This is a genomic window from Cupriavidus sp. L7L, assembly GCF_004353535.1.
GTDB classification, from domain to species: Bacteria; Pseudomonadota; Gammaproteobacteria; order Burkholderiales; family Burkholderiaceae; genus Cupriavidus; species Cupriavidus oxalaticus_A.
Genome location: NZ_SMNY01000041.1, coordinates 1 through 22,834 on the forward strand (window position 1 = coordinate 1; position 22,834 = coordinate 22,834).

Consider the following 22,834-nt stretch of genomic DNA (forward strand, 5'->3'; position numbering starts at 1 on the left):
AGGCGCCTTGGCTTTCGACACCCAATTCGTCAACGTGCCCTTCGGAATCCCCAGGCGCTGCGCGGCCGACTGCAGCGTCAGTCCCTGCTCCAGCACCAGTCTCACGGCCTCTGCCTGAAACTCTTCCCCGTACGTCTGTCTTGCCTTGCTCATCTGTGCACACTCCTGATCCACGATCTTAATCTAAGGACCAAGCGTGTCCGCCTCGATCAGGCTACCTCATACCGCCAGATTTCGCACGCAAAGTACGATGACCCCATCAGTAGCCCAATCCACCTATAAGGCGCTCCTTATAGGGTGGATTGATCAGTAGCCTCCCCTAAAATAATAGAATCGTGCGGCGCCGAAGATGGCACGCCGCACGATAACGCTCTAGAGTGGTTCAGCCATGCGACGAGAGCCGATACGGTAACTCCTTTCGCCGCATAAAGGGGCTCGCAGCATTGACTGGCTTACGCTGGATCGAAGCAATAAGTGCAAATCTTGTTGCCATCGGGGTCCCTCACATATGCCGCATAAGCGGTAGGGGTAAAATTCCGGGGGCCGGGTGCGCCTTCATCTCGCGCACCCTTACCGATTGCGGCCTCATGGAAGGCATGGACCGCGGAGCGATTGGGCGCGGCAAAGCTGACAGTACCTCCATTGGCATACGTGGATGGCAGGCCGTTCCCTGGCTTGGTGACCATGAACTCCGGACCGTCTACGCCCCATAGCGAGGCCGTGTCCAGATTCATGACGCGCGTGATGCCAAGCGTACCAAGCACGTCGTCATAGAATGCGCGGGCACGCTCCAGGTCATTGGTGCCGATAACAATGTGGGTAAAGATTGCCATAATTCAAACTCCTTTGAGGTAAGAGAGGGGCGGGATGTGACAGGACGATGCGATGGCAAGCATTCGGTTACAGCGCAGCGGCTTGGATCGCATTAAGCTGGAATCAAGGGATTTTTTCCTGATGGAGCATCCTAGGTCGCAGAGATGGTCAACAACGGTCGGCGTGAACCATTTAGGACGCTTCCATGGAAGCGAATGTGATCCGCTATGAAGGAAGCGATAAAGTAGTAGCCGTGGTCGTAGCCTTCATGCCGTCGGAGAATGAGGCGTTGACCAACGTGAGCGCAGGCCTCTGCAAACGCGTCAGGCAGAAGTTGCTCGTGCAGATACTGATCTGATAGTCCTTGGTCTATCAGGATTCCGTCCGAAAAGGGTGGATGGATCTGTTTCCGCATCAGCGCAGTAGCATCATGATCTGCCCAGGCACTCTTGTTGTCGCCGAGGTAGCCGGCAAACGCCTTTGCTCCCCACGGGCAGCGCGACGGCGCGGCGATCGGCGCGAAGGCCGATACCGAACGGAAGCGCTCGGGATGGCGCTGCGCCAGCACCAGAGCGCCATGGCCGCCCATCGAGTGGCCGAAAATCCCCACGCGGTCAGCATCGCCGGCCAGCGCGGTGGTGACGAGGTCGAACAGTTCGTCGGTAACGTAGCTCTCCATGCGCCAGTGCCTGCTCCACGGCGCACAGGTGGCGTCGAGGTAGAAGCCCGCTCCCACGCCGAAGTCCCACGTATCGGCCTCGCCCGGCACGCCCGCGCCGCGCGGGCTGGTGTCGGGCGCCACCAGCATCAGGCCGTGCTCGGCGGCAAAGCGCTGCGCCCCGGCCTTGATCATGAAGGTCTCTTCGGTGCAGGTCAGGCCGGCCAGGTAGAACAGCACCGGTACCTTCGCGCCACCCTGCGCATGCGGCGGCAGGAACACCGAGAACCGCATCGGTAGCCCGATCGCCGCCGAGTCATGGCGGTAGAAGCGCTGCACGCCGCCATGGTAGCCATGTTGCGAGATCAGTTCCATCATGGCGCGCCTCAGTACAACACGACCGAGCGGATCGACTCACCGCGCTTCATCAGGTCGAAGCCTTCGTTGATGCGCTCCAGCGGCAGCGTGTGCGTGATCAGGTCGTCGATGTTGAGCTTGCCTTCCATGTACCAGTCGACGATCTTCGGCACGTCGGTGCGCCCGCGCGCGCCACCGAAGGCCGAGCCTTTCCACTCGCGCCCGGTCACCAGTTGGAACGGACGCGTCGAGATCTCGGCGCCGGCGTCGGCCACGCCGATGATGATGGACTTGCCCCAGCCCTTGTGGCAGCACTCCAGCGCCTGGCGCATGACCTGCGTGTTGCCGATGCATTCGAATGAGTAGTCCGCGCCGCCGTCCGTAAGCTGGAGGATATGGTCGACGACGTTTTCCACTTCCTTCGGGTTGACGAAATGCGTCATGCCGAACTTGCGCGCCATCGCTTGGCGCTCGGGGTTCAGGTCCACGCCGATGATCTTGTCGGCGCCCACCATCTTCGCGCCCTGGATCACGTTCAGGCCAATGCCGCCGAGGCCGAACACCACCACATTGGCGCCGGCTTCGACCTTGGCGGTGAACAGCACTGCCCCCACGCCAGTGGTGACGCCGCAGCCGATGTAGCAGACCTTGTCGAACGGCGCATCGGGGCGGATCTTCGCCAGCGCGATCTCCGGCACCACGATATGGTTGGCAAAGGTCGACGTGCCCATGTAGTGGAAGATCGGCTTGCCGTCGATCGAAAAGCGCGAGGTGCCGTCCGGCATCAGGCCCTTGCCCTGGGTCGAACGGATCGCCTGGCACAGGTTGGTCTTGCGCGACAGGCAGAACTTGCACTGGCGGCATTCCGGCGTGTACAGCGGGATCACGTGGTCGCCGGGCTTGAGCGAGGTCACGCCGGGGCCGACATCGGTGACGATGCCCGCGCCTTCATGGCCCAGGATCGCCGGGAAGATCCCTTCCGGGTCGGCGCCGGACAGCGTGTAGTAGTCGGTGTGGCAGATGCCGGTGGCCTTCATTTCCACCAGCACTTCCCCGGCGCGCGGGCCGTCCAGGTCCACGTCTTCGATGGTCAGCCGGGCGCCGGCTTCCCAGGCGATTGCAGCTTTCGTTTTCATAAGTGTCGCGTGTCTACAGTGGCAAAATGGAGCCGGTCTATCGACCAAGGTACTGCTCGATGCGGCGCCGCAATCCTGGCTCCGCGGCCGACCTGACCAATGCCGCCATGTCGATATCCGCTGTCGATTGATGCACCGCTGTGTATAGGCTTTGCTGCGCGCGGTAGGAAAGCATGGCCACCTCCTTGAGGTCACGTGCGAAGATGGCAGTCCAGTCATCCTGCTCGGTGATGCGAGAAACCAGACCAATCTGGCTGGCTTCATCGGCGGATATCTCGCGCACGGTTTGGAGAATTTCACGGGCCCGTTCGGCGCCGACGAGTGCGGCGAAACGCCGTGTTCCAAGCACCAGATCAAACAGCAGACCGGGCATGCGGAATTTTGCGTCCGACGTGGCATAACGTCTTTTGCAGACGGCGAAAAGATCGACGCCGGCGCCAAAGTTCTTGCCATGCGCGTACGCTACGGTCATGCAGCGGGAGTACGCAATCAGTTGCAGCAGCGTTTCGATCCTGACCAGGCGTAGGAGAAGGCTCGCGTCCGTTTCCTGGCCGAGGTTGCCCAGGTCGAATCCCGCGCAGAAGTTGCGTCCCATACCACGAAAGGCGATAAGTCTGACATGTCCATCGGCGTGAGCCAGTTGGATCGCCTCGATCAATGCTTCCACGAGTTCTGGACACAAGGCATTCAACTTGTCGGGTCGATTCAGCGTGAGCGTGACAGAATCGCCGTCCCGATTAACGATCAGGGTGTCATGCATTGCGTGATCTCCTCACTGGATACTTCGGCTACACCTAGAATCGTCGCGTTGTGTTCTCCCAGCGCCGGTGGGGCACTGCGGATCGGCAGGTTGAGTCCGGACATGCGAATCGGTGAGGCAAAGGTGCGGGTTTCCACCCCATTGGGCAGCGTGAGGGGTTGGACCCACTGCATGTACTCGACCTGTTCGTCGGCCAGCACGTCGGAGTAGCTGTTGATCGGCGCGCACGGCACGCCGGCCACCCGGAAGCGCTCCAGCCACGTCGCAGCGTCTTCCCGAATGAACTCGGCCTCCAGCAGCGTGCGAAGTTCCACCTGATGTTTGGCCCGCAGCATGGGACTGGTGAAGCGGCCATCAGCCCGCCACTCGTCGCGCGACATGACGCTACATACCGAGCCCCACAGCGCGTTGTTACCAGCCGCCATGCCAAAGTAGCCATCGCGGCAGGCAAACACCTGATAGGGGGCATTGCGGGGGTGGGCGCTGCCCAGTTTGACCGGATCGCGGTCACTGCCGAAGAACTCAGACGTCTGCAATGCAGCAATGCCAAGCGTGGCACCGAGCATGGAGATATCAACGTGCGTTCCCTTACAGGTTGCGCTTGCCTGTTGGAGCGCGCAGACGATGGCAAATGCGGCATAGAGACCGGCCGAAAAATCCGCGATCGGTACCCCGCACTTCACAGGCGGGCCGCCTGGCTCGCCTGTCACGCTCATGATGCCGCTCATGGCCTGCAAGGTCAGGTCAAAGCCGCCTTCGCTGGCGCGCGGGCCAGTCTGGCCGTAGGCGGAGATCGAGCAGTAGACCAGTTGCGGATTGCGTTCGCGCAAGGCTTCGTACCCCAGCCCCAGTCGATCCATGACACCGGGCCGGTTGTTCTCGACGAGGATATCCGCCGTGTCGATCAGATCCAGTGCCCGCGAAAGGTCGTCCGGAGCCTTAAGATCGAGTGTCACCGACTGCTTGTTCCGATTCAGGGAAGCGAAGTTCTCGCTGTAGCCGGCCGAAATGGGTGGCCAGCTGCGCAATGTATCGCCGCCTTCTGGATGTTCGATCTTGATGACCTCGGCGCCCATGTCGGCGAGCAGCATGGCGCAATAGGGGCCCGCAGCCACATTGCAGATCTCGATCACCCGGACGCCTTCCAGTGGAAGGGTGGGTTGTCTTGGGTTAGTCATCGTTGAATCCTGGAGTGGATTGAAGAGTGAAGCCGGCGGAATTAGCTGCCGTTCCGCCGGAGAGCATCGGTCAGGCGCTGATATGCGGCACGACCAGCAGGTACAGCAATCCGAAGAAGGTCCCTGCGGTGATGAAGCTGACCAACGTGAAACCCAGCACCCGCTGCACACCAACGCCAGCGATGGCGACGACGGGAATGGCCCAGAAGGGCTGCAGCAGACTGCCGGCCAATTCACCCGCGGCGACGGCCATCGAGGTGCCCGCCAGGGTTGAGCCAAGTTGTTGTGCGGCCGGGATCGTGAAGGGGCCTTGCACGGCCCAGTGACCACCACCGCTGGGAATGAAGATGGTGATGATGATGGAGCCAAGATAGCTCCAGAACGGCAGCGTATCCGTGGAGGCGAAGCGGATGAACGATGCAGAAGCGACCTCCGCCAAGCCAGTTGCATGCATGATTCCCATGATGCCCCCGTAGAAGGGATATTGCAGCAGCATGGGACCGGTCACCTTCGCCGCTTCCGTCACTGCGTGAACATAGGCGCCAGCGCTTCCGTGCAGGCACAGCCCGGCGAGCAAGAAGATGAAGATGACAGTGTTGATATCCAGGTGAATGCCACTCGCGCTCCAGTGCTGCACGAGATAAGCTGCCCCTGCCACCACAAACACTAGCGAGCACAGCCGCGACCTTTCCAGCAAGCCGGCGAGGCAGTCCCGCCGCTTGGGAGCAGAGACGGCGGCTTCGCTGGCCTCGATTGCCTTTGGATCGGCGGCGATTGTGTCGCTGTCCGACGGGCGCATCATCATGAACACCAGTGGCAACAGCAGCGTGGCGATGAGTCCCGCAGCAAGATTCCAGCCGGAGAACACTGTATGTGCCAGCGGTACGACGGCGCGGGTGTGTTGCTCGACGATATTGAGCGGGTTCCCCGGTGTGGCAATGGACAGCGCAATCGAACTGGACATGCCGGTAAAGGCCCACAGAACCCAGGCGGTGTAGCCTGCAGCGACGAGCCAGGCGAAGTCGACGCGCACCCGCTTGGCAACTTCCTTGGCCAGCATCGCGCCGACTACAAGCCCGAACCCCCAGTTGAGGAACGTGGCGAAGGCACCCACGATCGAGACCAGCGCGACCGCTGAGAGGGGCCCGGTGGCGAGCATGGTGAGACGTTGCAAGCCGCTCCGGATGATTGGCGCACTGGCCAGGGCGTAGCCCGTGACCAGCACCAGTACCATCTGGAAAGCAAAGGTGAAAATCCCGAAAATTCCCTTGTACCAGCCGGAGAGGATGTTGCTGACCGAGCCGCCGGGGGCAAAGACGGCTGCACAGGCCGCCGTCATCGCCGTCAGCAAGATCACGATCACAAACGGGTCAGGCATCAGACGCTCAAACAGATAGACGCACGACCCGATTGCGCGCTGCATCCATGTCTTCTCTGACAGGGGCCCGGACAGGGCGATTTCCTGTGCTTCCATGATTTGTCTCCTCACCAGAGGGTTGCGGGCCCGTATCGGGCCTCTGTAGTCAGTGGCGCTATGCTCTAGGCAGCGGCTTCGGCGGGCTGGGGATGGATGGGGATGATGGCCTTTTCTTCCTGGCGCTCCTGCCGCTGCATGCCCATGAGGATCTGCCGGGCACGGCGCAGTGCCTTGTCCGTTTTCAGGAAGAGTTCGGAGTAGTCGTCGTCCGGATAGTCGAACATCTTCTGCTGCCGCTCCAGCGCCCATTGGTCCTGCGCGACCACTTCAGGGAACATCTCGGCCACTTTGTGGGCGGTGAGAATGCTGGTGTCGCTCAGCGTCGTATGTCCCTTCGTGCAGGAGACATTCCAGCGCCATACCAGGTTGGCCTCATCCACGGGATAGTGCAAATGCAGGAGCGTGTAGCCGCGTTCCATCGCGGTGCCGAGCTGGCCTTCCGGTGCAACGCGCATTTCGACGCGGGTCAGGCCGGGACTCACCATGCAGTGCGTGTGCAGGCGCTCGACTTCATCGTAGTGGAACCACTCGCGCAGATAGGGAGGCTGTTGATAGCCGTGGACGTGGCGGATGGTCTTGACATAGTCGTAGCCCGCGACATTGCCTTCTTCGAGTTGCACGGGAATCAGGCTGTTCGCCTTGTCGCCGATATTGCCGTCGTGGAGGGGATAGAAATGCGTGATATCGAGCAGGTTCTCGATCAGCAGTAGGTAGTTGGCCGGCACTTCCAGCGGCTGCGGCGAGCCGACCGCATCCTTGTCCGCGGAAGTCACTTCGGGCGTGCGAGGTGGCTCGATGTCGGCGGCAGCCTTCTGCTCGCCAGGCCATACCCACACTACGCCATCAGTTTCCCGTACTGGAATGACATGCAGACGGGCCTGCGGCGGAACCTTGCCCGGCTGCGACGGAATTTCCACGCACTGCCCGGTCGCGTCATAACAAAGGCCGTGGTACGCACATTCGAGACGACCGTCGTCAAGCAGCTTGCTCTGGGAGAGCGGGAAGCGCTTGTGACAGCAGCGATCGTCAAACGCGACCACCTCGCCATCGCTGGTACGCCACATGACGATGGGCTTGCCGGCAATCTTAAAGCCCTTAAGCTCCTGCGCGGGAAATTCCCGCGAGAAGCCGATCGGGTACCAACAATTCTTCACGAATTCGAACTTGCTCATTTCTATGGTCTCCTCGTCTTTTTGGGGATGCAGAACGCAGCGATCGCTCGCCTACAGGTCAAGGGTCAGGATTTCGCTTCGGGCGCGGCAGCAGCAGATCATTACGAACTCCTGCTGGTCGTCCTCGTCGAGGACGCTGTCACGATGGATGGGGTCACCGTGCAGATATCGCGTCATGCAGGTACCGCAGTAGCCTTCCTCGCAGGAGACGTCGACGTCGACTGCGTTTTCCCGCAGGATCTGGACGATCGTTTTCCCCGGCGGCACCGTGAAGGTCTTGCCGCAGCGGGCGAGGCAGATGTCGAACGGTGCATCCGCAGCGTCCGGCATTGCGCTGGCGGCCGCTTTGGGGGGCGAGAAGCGCTCGCAGTGCCGGGTGCCGGGCACCCAGTGCGCGGAGCTGGCATCGACGGCATCCATGAAGCGGGAGGGGCCGCAATAGTAGAGATGCGCACCCGCCGGCTGTTCGCGCAGGACTGCGCTCAGGTCAAGCCCGTTCGCGGGATTGCCGTCGTCATGGTGGACCACTGCAACGCAGGCTTTCATGAGCGGAAGTAGTTCCTCAAGAAAAGCCGTACGCTCCGGGGAGCGCGTGCAGTAATACAGTTGGAACGTGTTGCCCCGCGCTAGCGCGACGGTCATCATGGAACGAATGGGGGTGATGCCGATACCACCGGCTACGAAGACATGGTGCGTAGCCGCGCTCGCTAACGGAAAGTGATTGCGTGGCGCCGAGATCAGCAGGGGGTCTCCGGCGGTGAGCTGATGCATTTCCACCGAGCCGCCACGCCCCGCAGGATCCTTTAGCACCGCGACGACGTAGCGGCTGACATCGGTTGGATCGCTGCAAATCGAGTACTGGCGAATCAGGCCGGACGGGAGGAGTACGTCGATATGTGCGCCGGCGGAGAAAGCCGGCAATGGCGCGCCAGTCGGGTCTACCAACTCGAATGCGCGGATGTCGGCAGCGAGCTGGCTAATTGAACGGATCGAAACGGGGAACTTGCCAGTTGCTTTTGTCCCTGCAGGGATTGCGGCAGGCGGTCTTTCGACGATGAGGTCCATCGCGGTCTCCTGGAGGCTTACCCGACCGGCCGAGCGTGGCGGTGGGTCGTCTGTGATTTGTTACAAGCCTAGGAGTGGCGATAGTTTGATTCAAACGATATATTTTTTCTGTATCACATCGATAAATTTGATGTTTAAGATGGGGCCTTCACACCTCTTCTAGGGCAGACCAATTGTGCTGCATGCGGCGCAACTGGCTACTGCTTCCGGAATTCACTGACGTTCTGGGCGATTTCGGCGATGGCGCTGGGAAGGGAGTAGGTGTGTTCTGGGGATACGGCTGCGACAAACTCCACTGGATCAAATGGATTGGCAACCTCAATGATTTCCAGTAAGCCTTCCTCGAGTTGACGCTGGAAATTAGGCAGGGGCAGATAAGTCACCCCCATTCCTGCCATCGCCAGAGAGGCCGCGACCCCCATGCTCTTGCATCGTGCCAAGTAATGGCAATGCGCGTGATCGCGCAGGAACCATGCATCAATTGCCGCGCTATGGAACGACTGGGGCTTAAGCCCAATGATCGGATACTGGGCTAGTTGGGTCGGCGTATGGACGTCTCGTACTGACACCAATCCCGGACTTGCCATCCAGGCGAACTCGACTGTCCCGAGCGAAATCGCGGAGACATCATGCATGCGCGTATGGCCGGGAGCGAGTACCAGGTCGAGTTCGCCCTGGGCGAGTGAATCCATCAGGTCGCTGGTGAGAGCCTCGTCGATCTCCAATCGTACCTGTGGATACTCCCTTGCGATCGTCTGGATTAGCGCGGGAAGCCAAGAGATGGAGACGACCTCCGCGACACCCATTCGGATGGTGCCACTCACGGAATCCGGAGCCGCAACACGATGAGAGAGCTCCGAGGACAGGTTCAGAATGCGCGTCGCATAGTCCAATACCTCACGCCCACGCGGGGTCAGCCGAGCCTTGCGCTGAGTTCTGTCAAAGAGTTCAACGCCCAGGCTCCGCTCCAACTCACGCAACCTCATTGAGACGGTGGATTGCGTTGCGCAAAGCCGTTCCGCGGCGGGGGCGAACCCATCGAGCTGAACAATCCAATAGAATGTTTCTAGTTGCTGTAAAGTCACGGAGGGCTGCTGGGAGTAAATCGGTTCTCATAGCATACAACCATTTGCTGCAGGGGTTTCGGAGATATGAGCAGGGGGCGTTTGCTACCGATTGCCCTTCCTGGCCGCAGTCAGGTCGAGAGGCCTTGTCAGCGGTTACGACCCGCCACCACGCGCTTTTGGTCTTTGCAGGGAAACGGATTATTATCTGCCGCCAAATAATAAAATTATTTTTTTTCCTTCAACTATTTTTTGTGAAACGGCAGATGAGCCAATGGCGAAAGGATTGGCTCGAAGGAGAGCGCTACGAGCATCGAGGAAAAAAAGTCGCCCGCCACCAGCGCAACCGACGGTTCCTGGCTAAAATGCCGGCCGATGCTTTCATCACGCGACCGTAGCTGGGTCAGTTGAACGAGCTCGAAACTTTGCATAACGAGGCGATTTCGGCAAAGAGTTTTGACGACGAGCGCTCTAAGTAGATCACCGTGAATGGCATATCTAGGCCCGGCGGATCGGTCGAAAGTTTTACAAGCTCGCCCGAGGCTAGCGAGTCTGCAAAAATTCCATCGGGCAATAGGCTTATACCTACACCGGCGACTGTGAGCGACTTGACGGCGGCTAAACTATTGCAAGACGTTCCGCGCTGGCGCTTGATGGTTGGCAGACCAAGCCATCGATTGGTTACTTGCGTGGTGAAAGAATCGGTGCCTTGGTAGATAATGGGAAGCTTGCGCAAGTCGCGGGCATTGAGGGTTCCTTCAGGCAACTCGAAAGTAGATCCGCACATCCAATAGAAATGCACATTTCCCAAATGTGAAGCACATAGCTCAGTGTCGGAAGTAGGTCCTGCGATAACGGCAATATCCAATTCTCCGCTTCGAATTCCCTCCAGAAGAAATGGATTGAGGCCGACGGCGAATTCTAAAAGTATGCCTGGATATTCTTTGCGAACCAGCTTTGCAAAGTGAGAGAGCCACGTCAATGCAACGAGCTCCGTAACGCCGACTCTTACTACCCCTGTCATTGAATTCGTAGATGCAATTTGTTCTTTGATCTCAGCGAACAAATCTGAAACCTGTTGCGCATACGCGATCAGGTCTCTACCTTTTGGCGTGAGGTGGACTTGCCGTTGCGAGCGATCAAACAGTGCAACGCCAAGCGTTTCCTCCAGTTCCTGAATTCTGGCCGAGATAGTCGACTGCGTAACATGAAGGCGCTCCGCGGCGGCGGCAAAGCTTCCTAATTTTGCAATCGTCAGAAAACTTTCTAACTGCTTCGTGTTCACTTTAGCGTAATTCCGATGGGCTCATCAGCGAGCTTGGTTATTCGGCACACCTTGCAAGGTATCCGTCCTCAACACCTTGTCGCATCACCATTGCGTGCGATGCTCAGGAACTCAGCATAGGCTTCCGTGATGGCGCGAGGGGAAGTACTTGGATGCGTCGCTGAACACACTGGAACTTCGGAGTTCGGCTGCCGGACCTGAGCGAGACATCGACCTATACCCGAAGATCGTCGAGTATATAGAAAGGAATCTGAATGTGCCGATCTATCGCTTGCGCTTCTCGCTCGGACGCGTGTTTCGCCAAGGACAGTCCTGAGAGCTTTTGCTCGCCTGCGGGAGACTCCGACGGGTGTCGTCTAATAGCGAAGGCTACTTTTGGGTCGCCAGGCGATTCCTGGAGACAGGACTGCTTACCTATGCAGGGCATGAATTGAATTGGGGGATATGTCGGTCGGTGGTGCGCTTCATCGGCCACATCGGGCAGGCGCGATGGCCCGAGCAACTACTACGGACGTCATGCCCTTCTCAAAAAAATGGAAAGACGGCTTCGGCGACTGGCGCCAAGAGCTGGTTTTCATTGGCCAAGGCATAGATGTTCCGCGCCTCCATCGGGACCTGGACATTGTCGAACAAAGAGATTGCCTGGCGCCTGATGCCTGGACCGAACTGAACGGTGCGGCCACGTTCGATACGCGGCTGTGCCGTACCAGCTTATCCGAACGAATGCACAAAAGATAACATTTTGGCTGTCGAAGGAACGTATTAAGGCCACGAGGCTTCGAAAAAATCGATCAATAAGCGATGTTTTTTTTCGTTTGAATCGATTGGTGGGGTGTACCAGAATGACATCACCCAGACAAGGAGACATTCATGGACACGCCCCCCAATACCAACACAGTCGATCTTCGCCGTTTCGCCGGTCGCTTTCCTACAGGAGTCGCGGTTATCACAACGCGAGACAGCGAGGGCAAGTCCCACGGCATTACGATGAGTGCCGTCACGTCCTTGTCCTTGGCTCCGCCACTCTTCCTCATCTGTCTCAACAACTCGTCAAACACTCTCGGCGCCATCACACTCAGCGGCCACTTTTGCATCAACTTTCTGGCTTCTGAGCAAACCGACATCTGCAAGATCTTTGCCTCGAAGAGCGAGGAGAAATTTCAGAATGTCCGCCATACGATCGGCGCCGTCGGCAGCCCGCTGATTGACGGGGCACTCGCTCAAGGTGAGTGCATTGTTAAAAATACCATCTCCGAAGGCGACCACACCATTGTCGTCGGTCGGCTCGAACGCACTCACGTCCACGATAAGGAACCGCTGGTGTACTACGGCGGACAGCTCACCGCTCTCGCTGAGCTCGAAGCAGCCTAATTCCGTTACGCGAAGGTCTTCCCCAATCACGCCCCAGAAATTGCGGGGCGGGGAGACGCACATCCAAAAAATATCACTCCATAGGGGATCATCAAATGAAAAAAGAGATTCGAATTAACGCATTCGATATGAATACAGGTGTGCACCAGTCCCAGGGTCTTTGGCGTCATCCTCGTGATCGCTCATCCGAATACACCACCCTCAAATATTGGCAAGACCTGGCCAAAGTCCTCGAACGGGGGAAGTTTGATGGGATTTTTCTCGCAGATGTCACCGGCGTCTATGACGTATACGGAAGCAACTGTGACGCGGCGCTGCGCAACGGAGTTCAGGTTCCAAACTGTGATCCGTTCTTGCTCGTACCGGCAATGGCCGCGGTTACGGAACATCTCGGCTTCGGTGTAACTGGCGCGCTGTCGTACGAGCCGCCATATACCTTTGCGCGCAAGATGACGACATTGGATCATCTCACGAACGGACGAGTGGGCTGGAACATTGTAACGGGCTACCTGAACAGTGCGGCAAAGGCTAGCGGCGTAACAAAGCAGACCGACCACGACACACGCTACGACATCGCCGAAGAGTACATGGAACTCATGTACAAGCTTTGGGAGGGTAGCTGGGAAGATGGCGCCGTATGCCGGGATCGCGCACGCGGCATCTACGCAAATCCATCGAAGGTGCATGCGGTCAACCACGACGGCGAGTACTTCCGCTTGAACGGTATCCATCTGTCAGAGCCGTCGCCCCAGCGAACCCCCGTTCTGTATCAAGCGGGGTCGTCGCCCAAGGGTCAGGCGTTTGCCGGACGGCACGCCGAGTGTGTCTTCGTTAGCAGCCCCACAAAGCATGTGCTCACAAACACCGTCAAAAAGATGCGGGCGGCAGCAGTTCAACAAGGACGTCGTCCCGAAGACCTCGTCGTATTTGCCATGATGAACGTTATCGTGGGGCGCACCGATGAAGAAGCCCAGGAAAAGCTGCGCGAATACAAACAGTATGCCAGCTACGAAGGCGCGCTCACATTGATGTCCGGCTGGACCGGCATCGATTTCTCGTCGTGTGATCCTCAGGATGAGGTGAAGCATATTCGTAACGACAGCATGCATACCGCGATTGACCGCTTCACGATCGCTGACCCAAATCGCGTCTGGACTGTCGGTGAGGTTGCTGAGCACCTTGCTGTAGGAGGCTCTGGTCCCGTCATTGTGGGGTCCGTCAAGAAGGTAGCAGATGAACTCCAGCAGTGGATGGAGGAGACCGACATCGACGGATTCAACCTGGCCTACACGGTTGCTCCGGAAAGCATCAATGACTTCGTAGAACTGGTCGTGCCGGAGCTGCAGGCGAGGGGCGTCTACAAAACCGAATATACGCAGGGAACGCTGCGAGAAAAGCTCTTCAAGGGCTCACCTCGTTTGGTCAGTCCGCATCCCGGGGCTGAATACCAACGCTGAAAAATGGTCGTTGCGTAAGAGAAGGACGTGACGAGCGTCCCTCTCATAGATTTCGATTATTGCCGAACATTATAAAGAGATGATTATGGAGACAATCAATATTTCTACCGCCCCCAGTGCAGTGGATTTGTCAGTCGCTAGAGTCGATGACAGCAAACATACACTCGCGGAACGAAAGCGGTCCCTCAAGGCCGCCGCAGTTGGCAATATTCTCGAATGGTACGACTGGACCATTTACGGCACGTTCTCTGTCTATTTGGCAGCGAATTTTTTCAGTAAGTCGGATCCCACTTCTGCACTGTTGTCGACGCTTGCGATCTTCGCGGGTGGTTTCCTCGCGCGGCCCATCGGCGGCTTTGTTTTCGGTCGACTAGCAGACGGTAAAGGCAGGCGTCTTGCGCTGGTCACTACGATGGTGCTGCTTGCCGCGGCAAGCTTGGGCATTGCTTTGCTACCGAGTTATGCTGAGATTGGATCTTGGGCGTCGTTGGCCCTGTTTCTAATGCGCGTAATTCAGGGCTTTGCGCATGGCGGCGAATCCGGTGTGTCGTACGTGTACGTGGCGGAAATCGCACCGAAAGAGAAGCGTGGTCTGTGGGCGAGTTCCGTCTACGTGAGCGTCATCCTCGGAGTGATGCTTGCGACCGGCGTCGCTGCGGCTCTCAGCGCCACTCTTTCCAGCGAGGAGATGAACTCTTGGGGGTGGAGAGTGGGATTTGGGATCGGCGCGGTCCTCGGCATCTATGCGTTGTTCATGCGGCGCAATGCTGTTGAGACTGAGGCCTTTTCCGCGATGCATAAGAAGCAAGCGAAAGGCGAGCAGAGCAAACCGTTGTCGAAAGGCGAAATCGCGAAGTTCACCATTCGCGTCATTGCGCTGAACGCGGCAATGAATGTTTGGTACTACATCTGGGTGGCCTTTGCCCCTGCGATGGCAATTGCAATCCATAAGATGGATGCAAAGGGCGCCTATGTTGCGAGTCTTTGCGCCCAGGCACTCACCTTGCTTTTTCTGCCGATCTTCGGCGCGATGTCGGACCGCATTGGGCGCCGTCGCACGATGCTCATCTTCGCTTCGCTCATCGCTGTAATGGTGATCCCGATTCAGATGTTCCTGACCAGTCAACCTTGGACGCTCTTCGTGGCACAGGCCCTGGGTCTTGTTATATGGACTATCGGCGTCGCCCACTATCCGGCTTTGATGGCTGAGCTTGTCCCCGGACGAGTGCGTGGGGTGGGTGTCGGCATTCTCACGTCGCTGGCCGTCGGTCTCTTTGGCGGCACGGCCCCCTATCTCAATACGTGGACACAGTCCATCGGGGCGAGCTGGCTGTTCCAGGCGTATATCATCGTGCTGGCGATTATTACCATCATTGCAGCGGTGTCCATGAAGGAAACGGCTGGTAGCGAGCTCAAGAGCTAATTTTTATGCGCGGATACACATGCCGTCACAGTCAGACGCAGCGACGGCATGTGCCAAGTTTCCAAAATCAGAGACCATACATATGAACAACTCGACTGCAAGTCTGCTGAAGTGCCCGGACCTAGTGCGCACGCAAGCTTTTATCAACGGCGAGTGGACCGATGCGGCAGACGGTGCAAAGATCGATATCGAGAATCCGGCCACCGGGGAGGTTATCGCCACCGTTCCGAATCTCGGCGCCGACGCAGCAGAGCGCGCGGTAGAGGCCGCGCATGCGGCCTTCGCAAGATGGCGCTCCCTGACCGCGAAAGAGCGAGCCCTTCGGCTCAAAGCATGGCATATGCTCGTGCTTCAGCACGAGGAAGATCTCGCCACGCTCCTTACTGCGGAGCAGGGCAAGCCGGCTGCGGAGGCGCTCAATGAAATTCGCTATGCGGCGTCGTTCATAGAGTGGTTTGCCGAGGAGGGAAAGCGAGTTTACGGAGACACGATTCCAAGTCACTCTCAGGACACGCGTTTCCTGGTTTTCCGTGAGCCAGTCGGCGTTGTAGCGGCAATTACGCCATGGAACTTCCCCTCCGCGATGGTGACCCGCAAGCTCGCTCCAGCGCTGGCCGCAGGCTGCACTGTTGTCTTGAAGCCTTCCGATGTCACGCCATTATCTGCGCTAGCCTTGGTGTTCCTTGCGCAGGAAGCCGGGATCCCGAAGGGCGTCATCAACGTCGTAACCGGCGGCCCGGCAGCGATCGGCTCAGTGCTTACCGGTCACGCTCTGGTGAGAAAGCTCACATTCACGGGATCGACAGCGGTTGGGAAGATGCTCACTGCCGCTTGTGCCGCTACCATGAAGAAGGTCTCCATGGAACTGGGGGGAAATGCGCCCTTCATCGTCTTCGATGACGCCGATATCGACCTCGCTGTGACGGAAGCAATCGCAGCAAAGTTTCGCAATGCTGGGCAGACTTGCGTATGCGCCAATCGGATTTTCGTCCAGGACGCCATCTATGATGATTTTGTGGAAAAGCTCACTGTAAAGGTGAGTGCCCTTCGTCTTGGTAATGGGCTGCTCGGCCCTACGGACCAAGGCCCTCTCATCGACCAGCGGGCAATTGACAAGGTGACGTCCCATGTCGCGGATGCGGTAAAACGCGGAGCTCGTGTAACTACGGGCGGAAACCGCGCTCCAGGACCGGGTAACTTCTTCTTGCCCACGGTTCTAGCTGATGTCCCTGCCGAAGCGGTGATCAACTCCGAAGAAACCTTCGGACCGGTCGCCCCCATCACGCGATTTGACACGGAGGAGGATGTGATCCGCGCCGCCAATGCCACTACGGCGGGCTTGGCTGCCTACGCCTTCACCCGAGACTTGAAGCGCTTTTGGCGGGTTTCTGGCCAACTCGAGTATGGCATGGTGGGGATCAACACCGGCCGGATCTCAACCGAGGTTGCGCCTTTCGGCGGCATCAAAGAGTCCGGGGTGGGTCGCGAAGGCTCGAAGTACGGTATCGACGACTACACCGAACTGAAATATGTCTGTATCGGCGGCCTCGATTGACTGTTAGGTCCTTGCTGTATGCCGCGCCTACGCCGTCTTCTATGTCTGTGTAGGTCGCGGCGGACGGAAATCCTCCCCACAGGTGTGTGAGATCCGTCGGGAAGTCATACGATTCGCCTCGAGGCAGATTGCCGAGGTCTTCATTGTGCTTGTGAATCTCGGTCGCTTCCTCCGCGGGCGTGTATGGAGTTGATCATGAAGAATGCACCAATCGAAAAAATAGTATCCGAATTTCGGGCCGGCGCCTTAGTGGTGGTTACCGACGATGCGGATCGTGAGAATGAAGGCGACCTCATCGTAGCCGCTTCTCATTGCACCCCCGGCATTATGGCGTTCATCATTCGTCATACATCGGGGATTGTATGCGCGCCTCTTAGCGAGGAGAGGGCTGTAGAGTTGGATCTTCCGCTGATGGTGCAACACAACGAAGATCCACATCGCACGGCGTTTACCGTTTCGGTCGACGGTACGGCCGGTGTCACCACCGGGATCTCCGCGACGGAGCGCTGCAATACTGTCAACGCGTTGGCCTCTAGCATGGAACCGGCGGACTTTGTACGCCCTGGCCATATCTTTCCATTGATCGCCAAGTCGGGTGGTGTCTTGGAAAGACGTGGCCACACTGAGGCGGCGGTGGACCTTTGCCGACTTGCCGGCCTACCGGAGGTAGCAGTGATTTCGGAGTTGGTGAACGACGACGGCAGCGTGATGAAAGGTGCTGAGATTGCGAACTTTGCCGACCGGTTTGGTCTCCGTACAATGTCTATCGCGGACTTGGTTAGGTATCGAGCGGAGGCCGAGGGTGATGATTTCATCCTCGCGAGAGGAGCGGCACCGCAAGTGTATGCAGTTAGTTCGGATCTGCAGCAATGAAGCTGCTCAGTCGGAATCCTAAAGCGGTTATCGTCGTCGGCCAGCTGTTGGGCACGTCGCTCTGGTTCAGTCCAAACAGCGCTGTCGAAAGCCTTTCGCATGCTTGGAATCTAACTACGGCACAATTCGGGCAATTGACGAGTTGTACTCAATTCGGGTTCATCATCGGAACGTTAGTGCTTGCCGTCACCGGTTTGGCAGATCGCTTTTCAGCAAGCCGGATATTCGCTATCGCTAGCGTCCTGGGAGCACTCTTCAATGGAGTTTTCGCGCTGGGGGCGAGTGACCTTGGCGACGCGATGGTCGTTCGGTTCTTGGTCGGTCTCTGTCTCGCGGGGATTTACCCGCTTGGTATGAAAATGATCATCGGATGGACTCGGGGTAACGCCGGGTCGGCCTTGGGACAACTTGTGGCGATGCTGACACTGGGTTCGGCACTGCCGCACCTCGTGCGCGCCGCCGGGGGAGGCTTGCCTTGGCAACTGGTAGTGCTCACCTCCAGCGCATTGGCAGTGTTAGGCGGGCTTGCCGTTCTGGCGCTGGGAGACGGCCCGTTCCTCCCGCCCCGACGCGTAGGGAGGCTCTCCTGGGGCGCCTCAATCGGAGCGTTCCGAAGCCGCTCCTTTCGCGCCGCAGCGTGCGGCTATTTCGGGCACATGTGGGAACTTTACGCGTTCTGGACGCTAGTCCCCTTCTTTGTCGCGGATGCTTTGAAAGGCAGCGATGTAGAGCGAGGGGTTTCGGGCTATGTACCTGCCGTGGCATTCATGGTTATAGCTGTCGGTGCCTTCGGCTGCCTGCTCGCTGGCCGCTTGAGCAATAGGTTTGGGAGCCAGTCCGTAGCTGCCACCGCGCTGGCTGTCTCGGGATTCATGTGTATCGTCTACCCCCTCATCCGACCCTACGGAGCAGTGGTAAGCCTTATCGCACTGTTGGTCTGGGGAATCGCCGTTATTGCGGATTCCGCACAGTTTTCAGCAGCCTCTGCCCAGGCCTGCCCGCCCGAGCTTGTTGGCGGTGCGCTTGCGATTCAGAACAGTTTCGGTTTTGCGATAACCATTGTCTCAATCATGTTGGTCACGTCGAGCTTTCCGTCGCAAGGCATCTATGTGGCGTGGTACCTGGCTCCAGGACCGCTAGTGGGATTGTTGTTCCTCCTCCCTTCTCTGCGTGCCGCCAAAGGCCAACCATCTTCCTCGACCGCTTGAGTCGAACTGCTTGACGCCTTGTTCGTCCTGATTGGGAATCCGCCTGCGAGTGGAGGTCTGTCCGAATGCTGAGTGTCTTACCGCCGAGTCGCGATTGTCTAGCCCGCCTTGGGCCGCAGTCGCAACAAAGATGTGCCCACCAAAGGTGGTTAGCCGAGTGGTCGTTCAGAAATGGTGCTGCGGCGATCAGTCTACCCCGCGAGATGTCGCAACCGATTATCGGCGATCTGGCGGTCAAAGCGACGATCCAGCCAAGTCAGCCACCGGTCGACCTCATCGCGTAAGTCTAGGTCAACATCGCGGCAGGCGACGAGGGTTCCTACCCGAGCACCGGTTCGGTGGCCGGGGCCGCGTTGGCGTCGGCAATTCTGATGTCGGCGGCCATTTTTTCGCCAACCTCCCTCTCGCCTTGTGCCGAGCCGGATATTCCAGATGGCCCTTTTTTGCACAGGCTAAGCTCGACCTAGCCGTAGGGTGAAAGGTAATCAGTGTAGTGCTCACGTCCGACCATCCCGGTCCTTCGATGTAGCTCTTGCCGCCCTGGGCACGTGCCTCAGACATTGTGGGCCCACTTGCCAGTGGAAATGTGGGGTTCAGCCTCGCCAAGCGTCTGCGCACCTTTTGAAACATCGACATTTCATCACCTTACCCGAGCGATTAAGGGCGCAGTGCTGTCGGTTCGATGCCAAACATGCGTTTGTGCGTCCGCGTAAGGTGAGCCGAATCCGCAAATCCGGCCTCATGCGCTGCCTCTGTCCAGGATGCACCGGACATGGCCGCCTCAATGGCCAGATTGATGCGCAGCCATAGGAGATACGCTCTGAAGGAACTGCCGGTTTCGGCGACGAAGAGATGCCGAAAGCGACTTTCCGACAGGGCGACCGCTGAGGCCACGTCACTCAGTGTGATGGGATTGCGAATATTTGAGCGAATATAGTCCAAGGCCCGGCTAAGACGCGGGTCCAGGTCTTTGTCAGGCCTAGCAGTGGTCCCACATAGCTCTGCGATTGCCAACGATGCAGCCTCGACCATGTCCTTGGCCAACTGGCTTGACTGCAAGGCTTCGAACAGCAACCTGGCAGCCGCGCGGGCACTTGCGGCCGGCAGTTCGGCGATGGCATTTGAACCAAAGCGTGCGGTGATGGCGCGCCCGGCGCTGCTTTCGGGCTCCACGAAGAGGTGTGCCATGACGGCGGGGCCATCAACTTCGAACTGGTGCGTGCATTCACTCGGGACGATGGCGCCTCTGTAGTCAGTCCAGACACCTTCGGCCTCGGTGCGAAAGCGAAAGCTACCTTTCAACGCGACGACGAGTTGATGGGCATGGTGCTCGTGCCACTGCGTTCTGCCCTGACCCTCACCTATCCAGAGACTGCCGCCTTGCCAGAAGTAGCCGCGACCCGTGGACGTGATGGCCGAGAAACGGCCGCGCCCGACGGACGGTTGCACGGAATCCCCTTGCATTGTTGTCACGACGCTACCTCACCAACTCAGCCGTTTCGTTCAAGTTCCTTCCGTGCGCGGCCCCAATAATTTCGCTCAGTCTAACAGCCCGTCCCGGAGGCTCACGATGTACCGCACTACCTTCACTCTTCGAATTCGTCCCTATGTCCAGGCCGAACTCGATGCCGCGGCGGCGCGCGAAGCGCGAGGCGAGCCAGGCGTGGCGTTCACTCACCTTGAGCGGGCCCACATCCTTGGCCAGGGAGCCACGGCGGAACACGTACGCACCCACTGGGCGATGTTCCGCTGGGCACTCCGCCAGAACATGGCAGGTGAAGCCTTCGGGCAGGCCTGGCGACTCGTCGCTGCTGCGTTGAAGACCTGGCTGGATTGGGTGCCTACTGGAAATACCGGCGGCACCAACGTCAGCGGCTTCAAGCCCATGCCGGTACCGGCCGACCTGCAGCGACTCATCGACGCTGCTCGCACAGTGCGTTAGCCACACGGCGCGCCGTCGAAGCGCCACCGGACGCCCAACACCTTTCTCAGGTGCCTCATTGAGCGCCCGGCCTTACTCGTTCCCTCGTCATTTCCCAGGATCCCAACCATGCTCAAGCTCACCGCGCCAACTGTGCTTGTCGCAGTCGTGTTTGCCTTTCTCACTACCGCCTGTGGCACACCTCCGGCGAACCTTGACCTTTCGCTGCAGCACCCTAGCTCCGACGGCAAGTTCATGGTCCGTTTGGACCCACCGGCCTCGGGCCCGGCTATCAACCAGATGCACGCCTGGCAGGTGCGCGTGGAGACGCTCGAGGGGACCCCCGTGTCGCGAGCCACGATTGGTTTCGACGGGGGAATGCCGCAGCACGGCCACGGCTTTCCTACCAAGCCCCGCATCACACGAGAGGTAGCGCCTGGCATCTACGCGCTCGAGGGCATGAAGTTCAGCATGACCGGCTGGTGGGACATGCGTCTGGCAATTCAGGCCGGTGACGTAACCGACGGAGCCGTGTTCAACGTCATCGTCGGCGACTCCGGGATTCAGCGCTAAGCGTCTCGGGTCAAGGAGACAGTTTCATGAGCCAGCTCCACAAATCTAAGCTGTCTGCGTCGCTGCAGACGAGCAAGCGCGGAAGGCTAAGGGGCGTACTCACCGCTGTGGTCGGGGTTCTGGCCCCGCTTGCCTTGCTCATCGGCTTCGGACACGCCGGTGGCGCCACGGACCACCTCGACTCGTGGTCGAGCGAGGAGCGGGCCGTCCTATCCACGATGAGCCTGAACAAGCTTCCTGCGCCGCCGCCCGACCCGTCGAATGCCGTGGCAGACAAGCCAGAAGCGGTCGCGCTCGGCAAGCGGCTGTTCGCGGACACGCGCCTATCTCGTAATGGGGCGGTGTCGTGCGCCAGTTGCCATGCTCCTGACCGCCAGTTCCAGGATGGCCTGCCCGTTGGAAGGGGCGTCGGGGACGGAAAGCGCCGCACCATGCCAGTCGCAGCGACGGCGTACAGCCCGTTCTTGTTCTGGGACGGTCGCAAGGACAGCCAGTGGTCTCAAGCGTTGGGTCCGTTGGAGGATGGCGTCGAGCACGGCGGCAACCGCGTCCAGTTCGCCCGGGTTGTGCGAATGCACTACCAGCGGGAGTATGAGTCGTTGTTCGGGCCCCTCCCGAACCTGCAGGACCTACCGGCCAACGCGAGCCCGCTTGGCAGCGCCGACGAGAAGCACGCCTGGTCTCGGCTGACAAACGAGCAACGAGATGCCGTCAACCGCGTCTTCGCCAGCATCGGGAAGGCGATCGCAGCCTACGAGCGGACAGTGACCTACGGCGAGTCCCGCCTCGACCGGTACGTTGATGCGGTTCTCGCTGGTGACCGCGCGGGCCAACACACGTTATCGGCCCAGGAGGTCAATGGACTGCGTCTGTTCATCGGCAAGGCTCAATGCGCGACGTGTCACAACGGTCCGCTCCTGACCGACCAAGCCTTCCACAACACGGGCGTTCCGCCCAGAGAATCAACACGCCCAGACCGTGGCCGCGCTCCTGCCACAGCCAAGGTTTTGGCGGACGAGTTCAACTGCCTGAGCCGTTACAGCGACATGCCCGCGCAGGCCTGCAAAGAGCTGAGCTTCATGGCCATCGACGAACCGAGCATGGTCGGTGCCTTCAAGACTCCGAGTTTGCGCAACATAGCGTTACGGGCTCCGTACATGCACGCGGGCCAGTTCGCGACCTTGGACGAGGTAGTGACGCACTACATGCGTTCGCCTGCAGCGGCTGTCGGTCACTCGGAGTTGGTCAAGAGCGGCAAGGGCAACGCCGAGGGCAAGCCTATCCGTTTGACGGAGGACGAACTGCGAGACGTTGTTGCGTTCTTGCGCAGCCTATCGGGTCCCATCGTGGAGCGCCCGTCTCGACCTGATTATCAGGGGTCTGAGCAAGTCTCAGACCGGTAAGCGCGTGAGCGGTCGTGCGAGACAATCGCAGGTGCAGCGCTTGGCCGTAGACATGACTGTGTCGCTGAAAGATGCCGTTCACCTG

The 22,834-nt window shown here is 59.0% G+C and carries 21 protein-coding genes; 9 read left to right on the forward strand and 12 right to left on the reverse strand.

The window, feature by feature from the left end:
- The 11 genes from E1J61_RS30055 to E1J61_RS30105 all read right to left on the reverse strand — a co-directional run.
- Positions 1 to 153, reverse strand: a 153-nt coding sequence (locus tag E1J61_RS30055; RefSeq protein WP_165971573.1) for a transposase, incomplete at its 3' end; no start/stop codon positions are given.
- A gap of 299 nt (positions 154 to 452) precedes the next feature.
- Entirely contained in the window at positions 453 to 833 is a 381-nt protein-coding gene (locus tag E1J61_RS30060; RefSeq protein WP_116322748.1) for a VOC family protein, read from the reverse strand.
- A 131-nt stretch (positions 834 to 964) separates the two neighbouring features.
- A complete protein-coding gene (gene fghA, locus E1J61_RS30065) occupies positions 965 to 1,846 on the reverse strand; it encodes an S-formylglutathione hydrolase (protein ID WP_133097565.1) in 882 nt (293 codons plus the stop codon).
- 11 nt (positions 1,847 to 1,857) lie between these two features.
- Positions 1,858 to 2,964, reverse strand: a complete 1,107-nt coding sequence (locus tag E1J61_RS30070) for an S-(hydroxymethyl)glutathione dehydrogenase/class III alcohol dehydrogenase (RefSeq protein ID WP_116322750.1) — start codon at positions 2,962 to 2,964, stop codon at positions 1,858 to 1,860.
- 37 nt (positions 2,965 to 3,001) lie between these two features.
- On the reverse strand, positions 3,002 to 3,724 hold the full coding sequence (locus tag E1J61_RS30075) for an enoyl-CoA hydratase/isomerase family protein (RefSeq protein ID WP_133097538.1): 723 nt from the start codon (positions 3,722 to 3,724) through the stop codon (positions 3,002 to 3,004).
- On the reverse strand, positions 3,709 to 4,902 hold the full coding sequence (locus tag E1J61_RS30080) for a CaiB/BaiF CoA-transferase family protein (RefSeq protein WP_133097539.1): 1,194 nt from the start codon (positions 4,900 to 4,902) through the stop codon (positions 3,709 to 3,711). Before E1J61_RS30080 ends, E1J61_RS30075 begins: the two co-directional genes overlap by 16 nt.
- Before the next feature lie 70 nt (positions 4,903 to 4,972).
- On the reverse strand, positions 4,973 to 6,376 hold the full coding sequence (locus tag E1J61_RS30085; protein ID WP_243737045.1) for a short-chain fatty acid transporter: 1,404 nt from the start codon (positions 6,374 to 6,376) through the stop codon (positions 4,973 to 4,975).
- 65 nt (positions 6,377 to 6,441) lie between these two features.
- Complete coding sequence (locus tag E1J61_RS30090; RefSeq protein WP_133097540.1) at positions 6,442 to 7,551, reverse strand: Rieske 2Fe-2S domain-containing protein; 1,110 nt, start codon at positions 7,549 to 7,551, stop codon at positions 6,442 to 6,444.
- 51 nt (positions 7,552 to 7,602) lie between these two features.
- Complete coding sequence (locus tag E1J61_RS30095) at positions 7,603 to 8,616, reverse strand: PDR/VanB family oxidoreductase (protein WP_133097541.1); 1,014 nt, start codon at positions 8,614 to 8,616, stop codon at positions 7,603 to 7,605.
- 197 nt (positions 8,617 to 8,813) lie between these two features.
- Positions 8,814 to 9,701 carry a LysR family transcriptional regulator gene (locus E1J61_RS30100; protein ID WP_133097542.1) on the reverse strand — a complete coding sequence of 296 codons (888 nt, stop codon included), beginning with the start codon at positions 9,699 to 9,701 and terminating at the stop codon, positions 8,814 to 8,816.
- Between the two features lie 382 nt (positions 9,702 to 10,083).
- Positions 10,084 to 10,965 (reverse strand): LysR family transcriptional regulator, encoded by an 882-nt coding sequence (locus tag E1J61_RS30105; protein ID WP_133097543.1) that lies wholly within the window; start codon positions 10,963 to 10,965, stop codon positions 10,084 to 10,086.
- 870 nt (positions 10,966 to 11,835) lie between these two features.
- Here E1J61_RS30105 and E1J61_RS30115 point away from each other — a divergent pair.
- The 6 genes from E1J61_RS30115 (at position 11,836) to E1J61_RS30140 (ending at position 18,852) form a co-directional block, all read left to right on the forward strand.
- Positions 11,836 to 12,336 (forward strand): flavin reductase family protein, encoded by a 501-nt coding sequence (locus E1J61_RS30115; protein ID WP_133097545.1) that lies wholly within the window; start codon positions 11,836 to 11,838, stop codon positions 12,334 to 12,336.
- Positions 12,337 to 12,431: 95 nt separating this feature from the next.
- Positions 12,432 to 13,793 carry an LLM class flavin-dependent oxidoreductase gene (locus E1J61_RS30120; RefSeq protein WP_133097546.1) on the forward strand — a complete coding sequence of 454 codons (1,362 nt, stop codon included), beginning with the start codon at positions 12,432 to 12,434 and terminating at the stop codon, positions 13,791 to 13,793.
- Between the two features lie 85 nt (positions 13,794 to 13,878).
- A complete protein-coding gene (locus tag E1J61_RS30125) occupies positions 13,879 to 15,216 on the forward strand; it encodes an MFS transporter (protein ID WP_133097547.1) in 1,338 nt (445 codons plus the stop codon).
- An 82-nt stretch (positions 15,217 to 15,298) separates the two neighbouring features.
- Positions 15,299 to 16,771 carry an NAD-dependent succinate-semialdehyde dehydrogenase gene (locus E1J61_RS30130; RefSeq protein ID WP_133097548.1) on the forward strand — a complete coding sequence of 491 codons (1,473 nt, stop codon included), beginning with the start codon at positions 15,299 to 15,301 and terminating at the stop codon, positions 16,769 to 16,771.
- Positions 16,772 to 16,966: 195 nt separating this feature from the next.
- Positions 16,967 to 17,644, forward strand: coding sequence for a 3,4-dihydroxy-2-butanone-4-phosphate synthase (gene ribB, locus E1J61_RS30135; protein WP_133097549.1), 678 nt, complete (start codon positions 16,967 to 16,969; stop codon positions 17,642 to 17,644).
- Complete coding sequence (locus E1J61_RS30140; protein WP_133097550.1) at positions 17,641 to 18,852, forward strand: MFS transporter; 1,212 nt, start codon at positions 17,641 to 17,643, stop codon at positions 18,850 to 18,852. The genes ribB and E1J61_RS30140 overlap by 4 nt, the downstream gene beginning before the upstream one ends.
- A gap of 657 nt (positions 18,853 to 19,509) precedes the next feature.
- Here E1J61_RS30140 and E1J61_RS30150 read toward each other — a convergent pair.
- Entirely contained in the window at positions 19,510 to 20,301 is a 792-nt protein-coding gene (locus E1J61_RS30150; protein WP_165971574.1) for an AraC family transcriptional regulator, read from the reverse strand.
- 121 nt (positions 20,302 to 20,422) lie between these two features.
- Here E1J61_RS30150 and E1J61_RS30155 point away from each other — a divergent pair, with 121 nt between their 5' ends.
- The 3 genes from E1J61_RS30155 to E1J61_RS30165 all read left to right on the forward strand — a co-directional run bounded on the left by E1J61_RS30155 (position 20,423) and on the right by E1J61_RS30165 (position 22,749).
- Positions 20,423 to 20,794, forward strand: a complete 372-nt coding sequence (locus E1J61_RS30155; protein WP_133097552.1) for a DUF3703 domain-containing protein — start codon at positions 20,423 to 20,425, stop codon at positions 20,792 to 20,794.
- Positions 20,795 to 20,902: 108 nt separating this feature from the next.
- Complete coding sequence (locus E1J61_RS30160) at positions 20,903 to 21,346, forward strand: FixH family protein (RefSeq protein ID WP_133097553.1); 444 nt, start codon at positions 20,903 to 20,905, stop codon at positions 21,344 to 21,346.
- A gap of 26 nt (positions 21,347 to 21,372) precedes the next feature.
- The gene (locus E1J61_RS30165) at positions 21,373 to 22,749 is read left to right on the forward strand and encodes a cytochrome c peroxidase (RefSeq protein ID WP_133097554.1); all 1,377 of its coding nucleotides are present in this window, start codon (positions 21,373 to 21,375) and stop codon (positions 22,747 to 22,749) included.
- Positions 22,750 to 22,834: the final 85 nt, after the last annotated feature.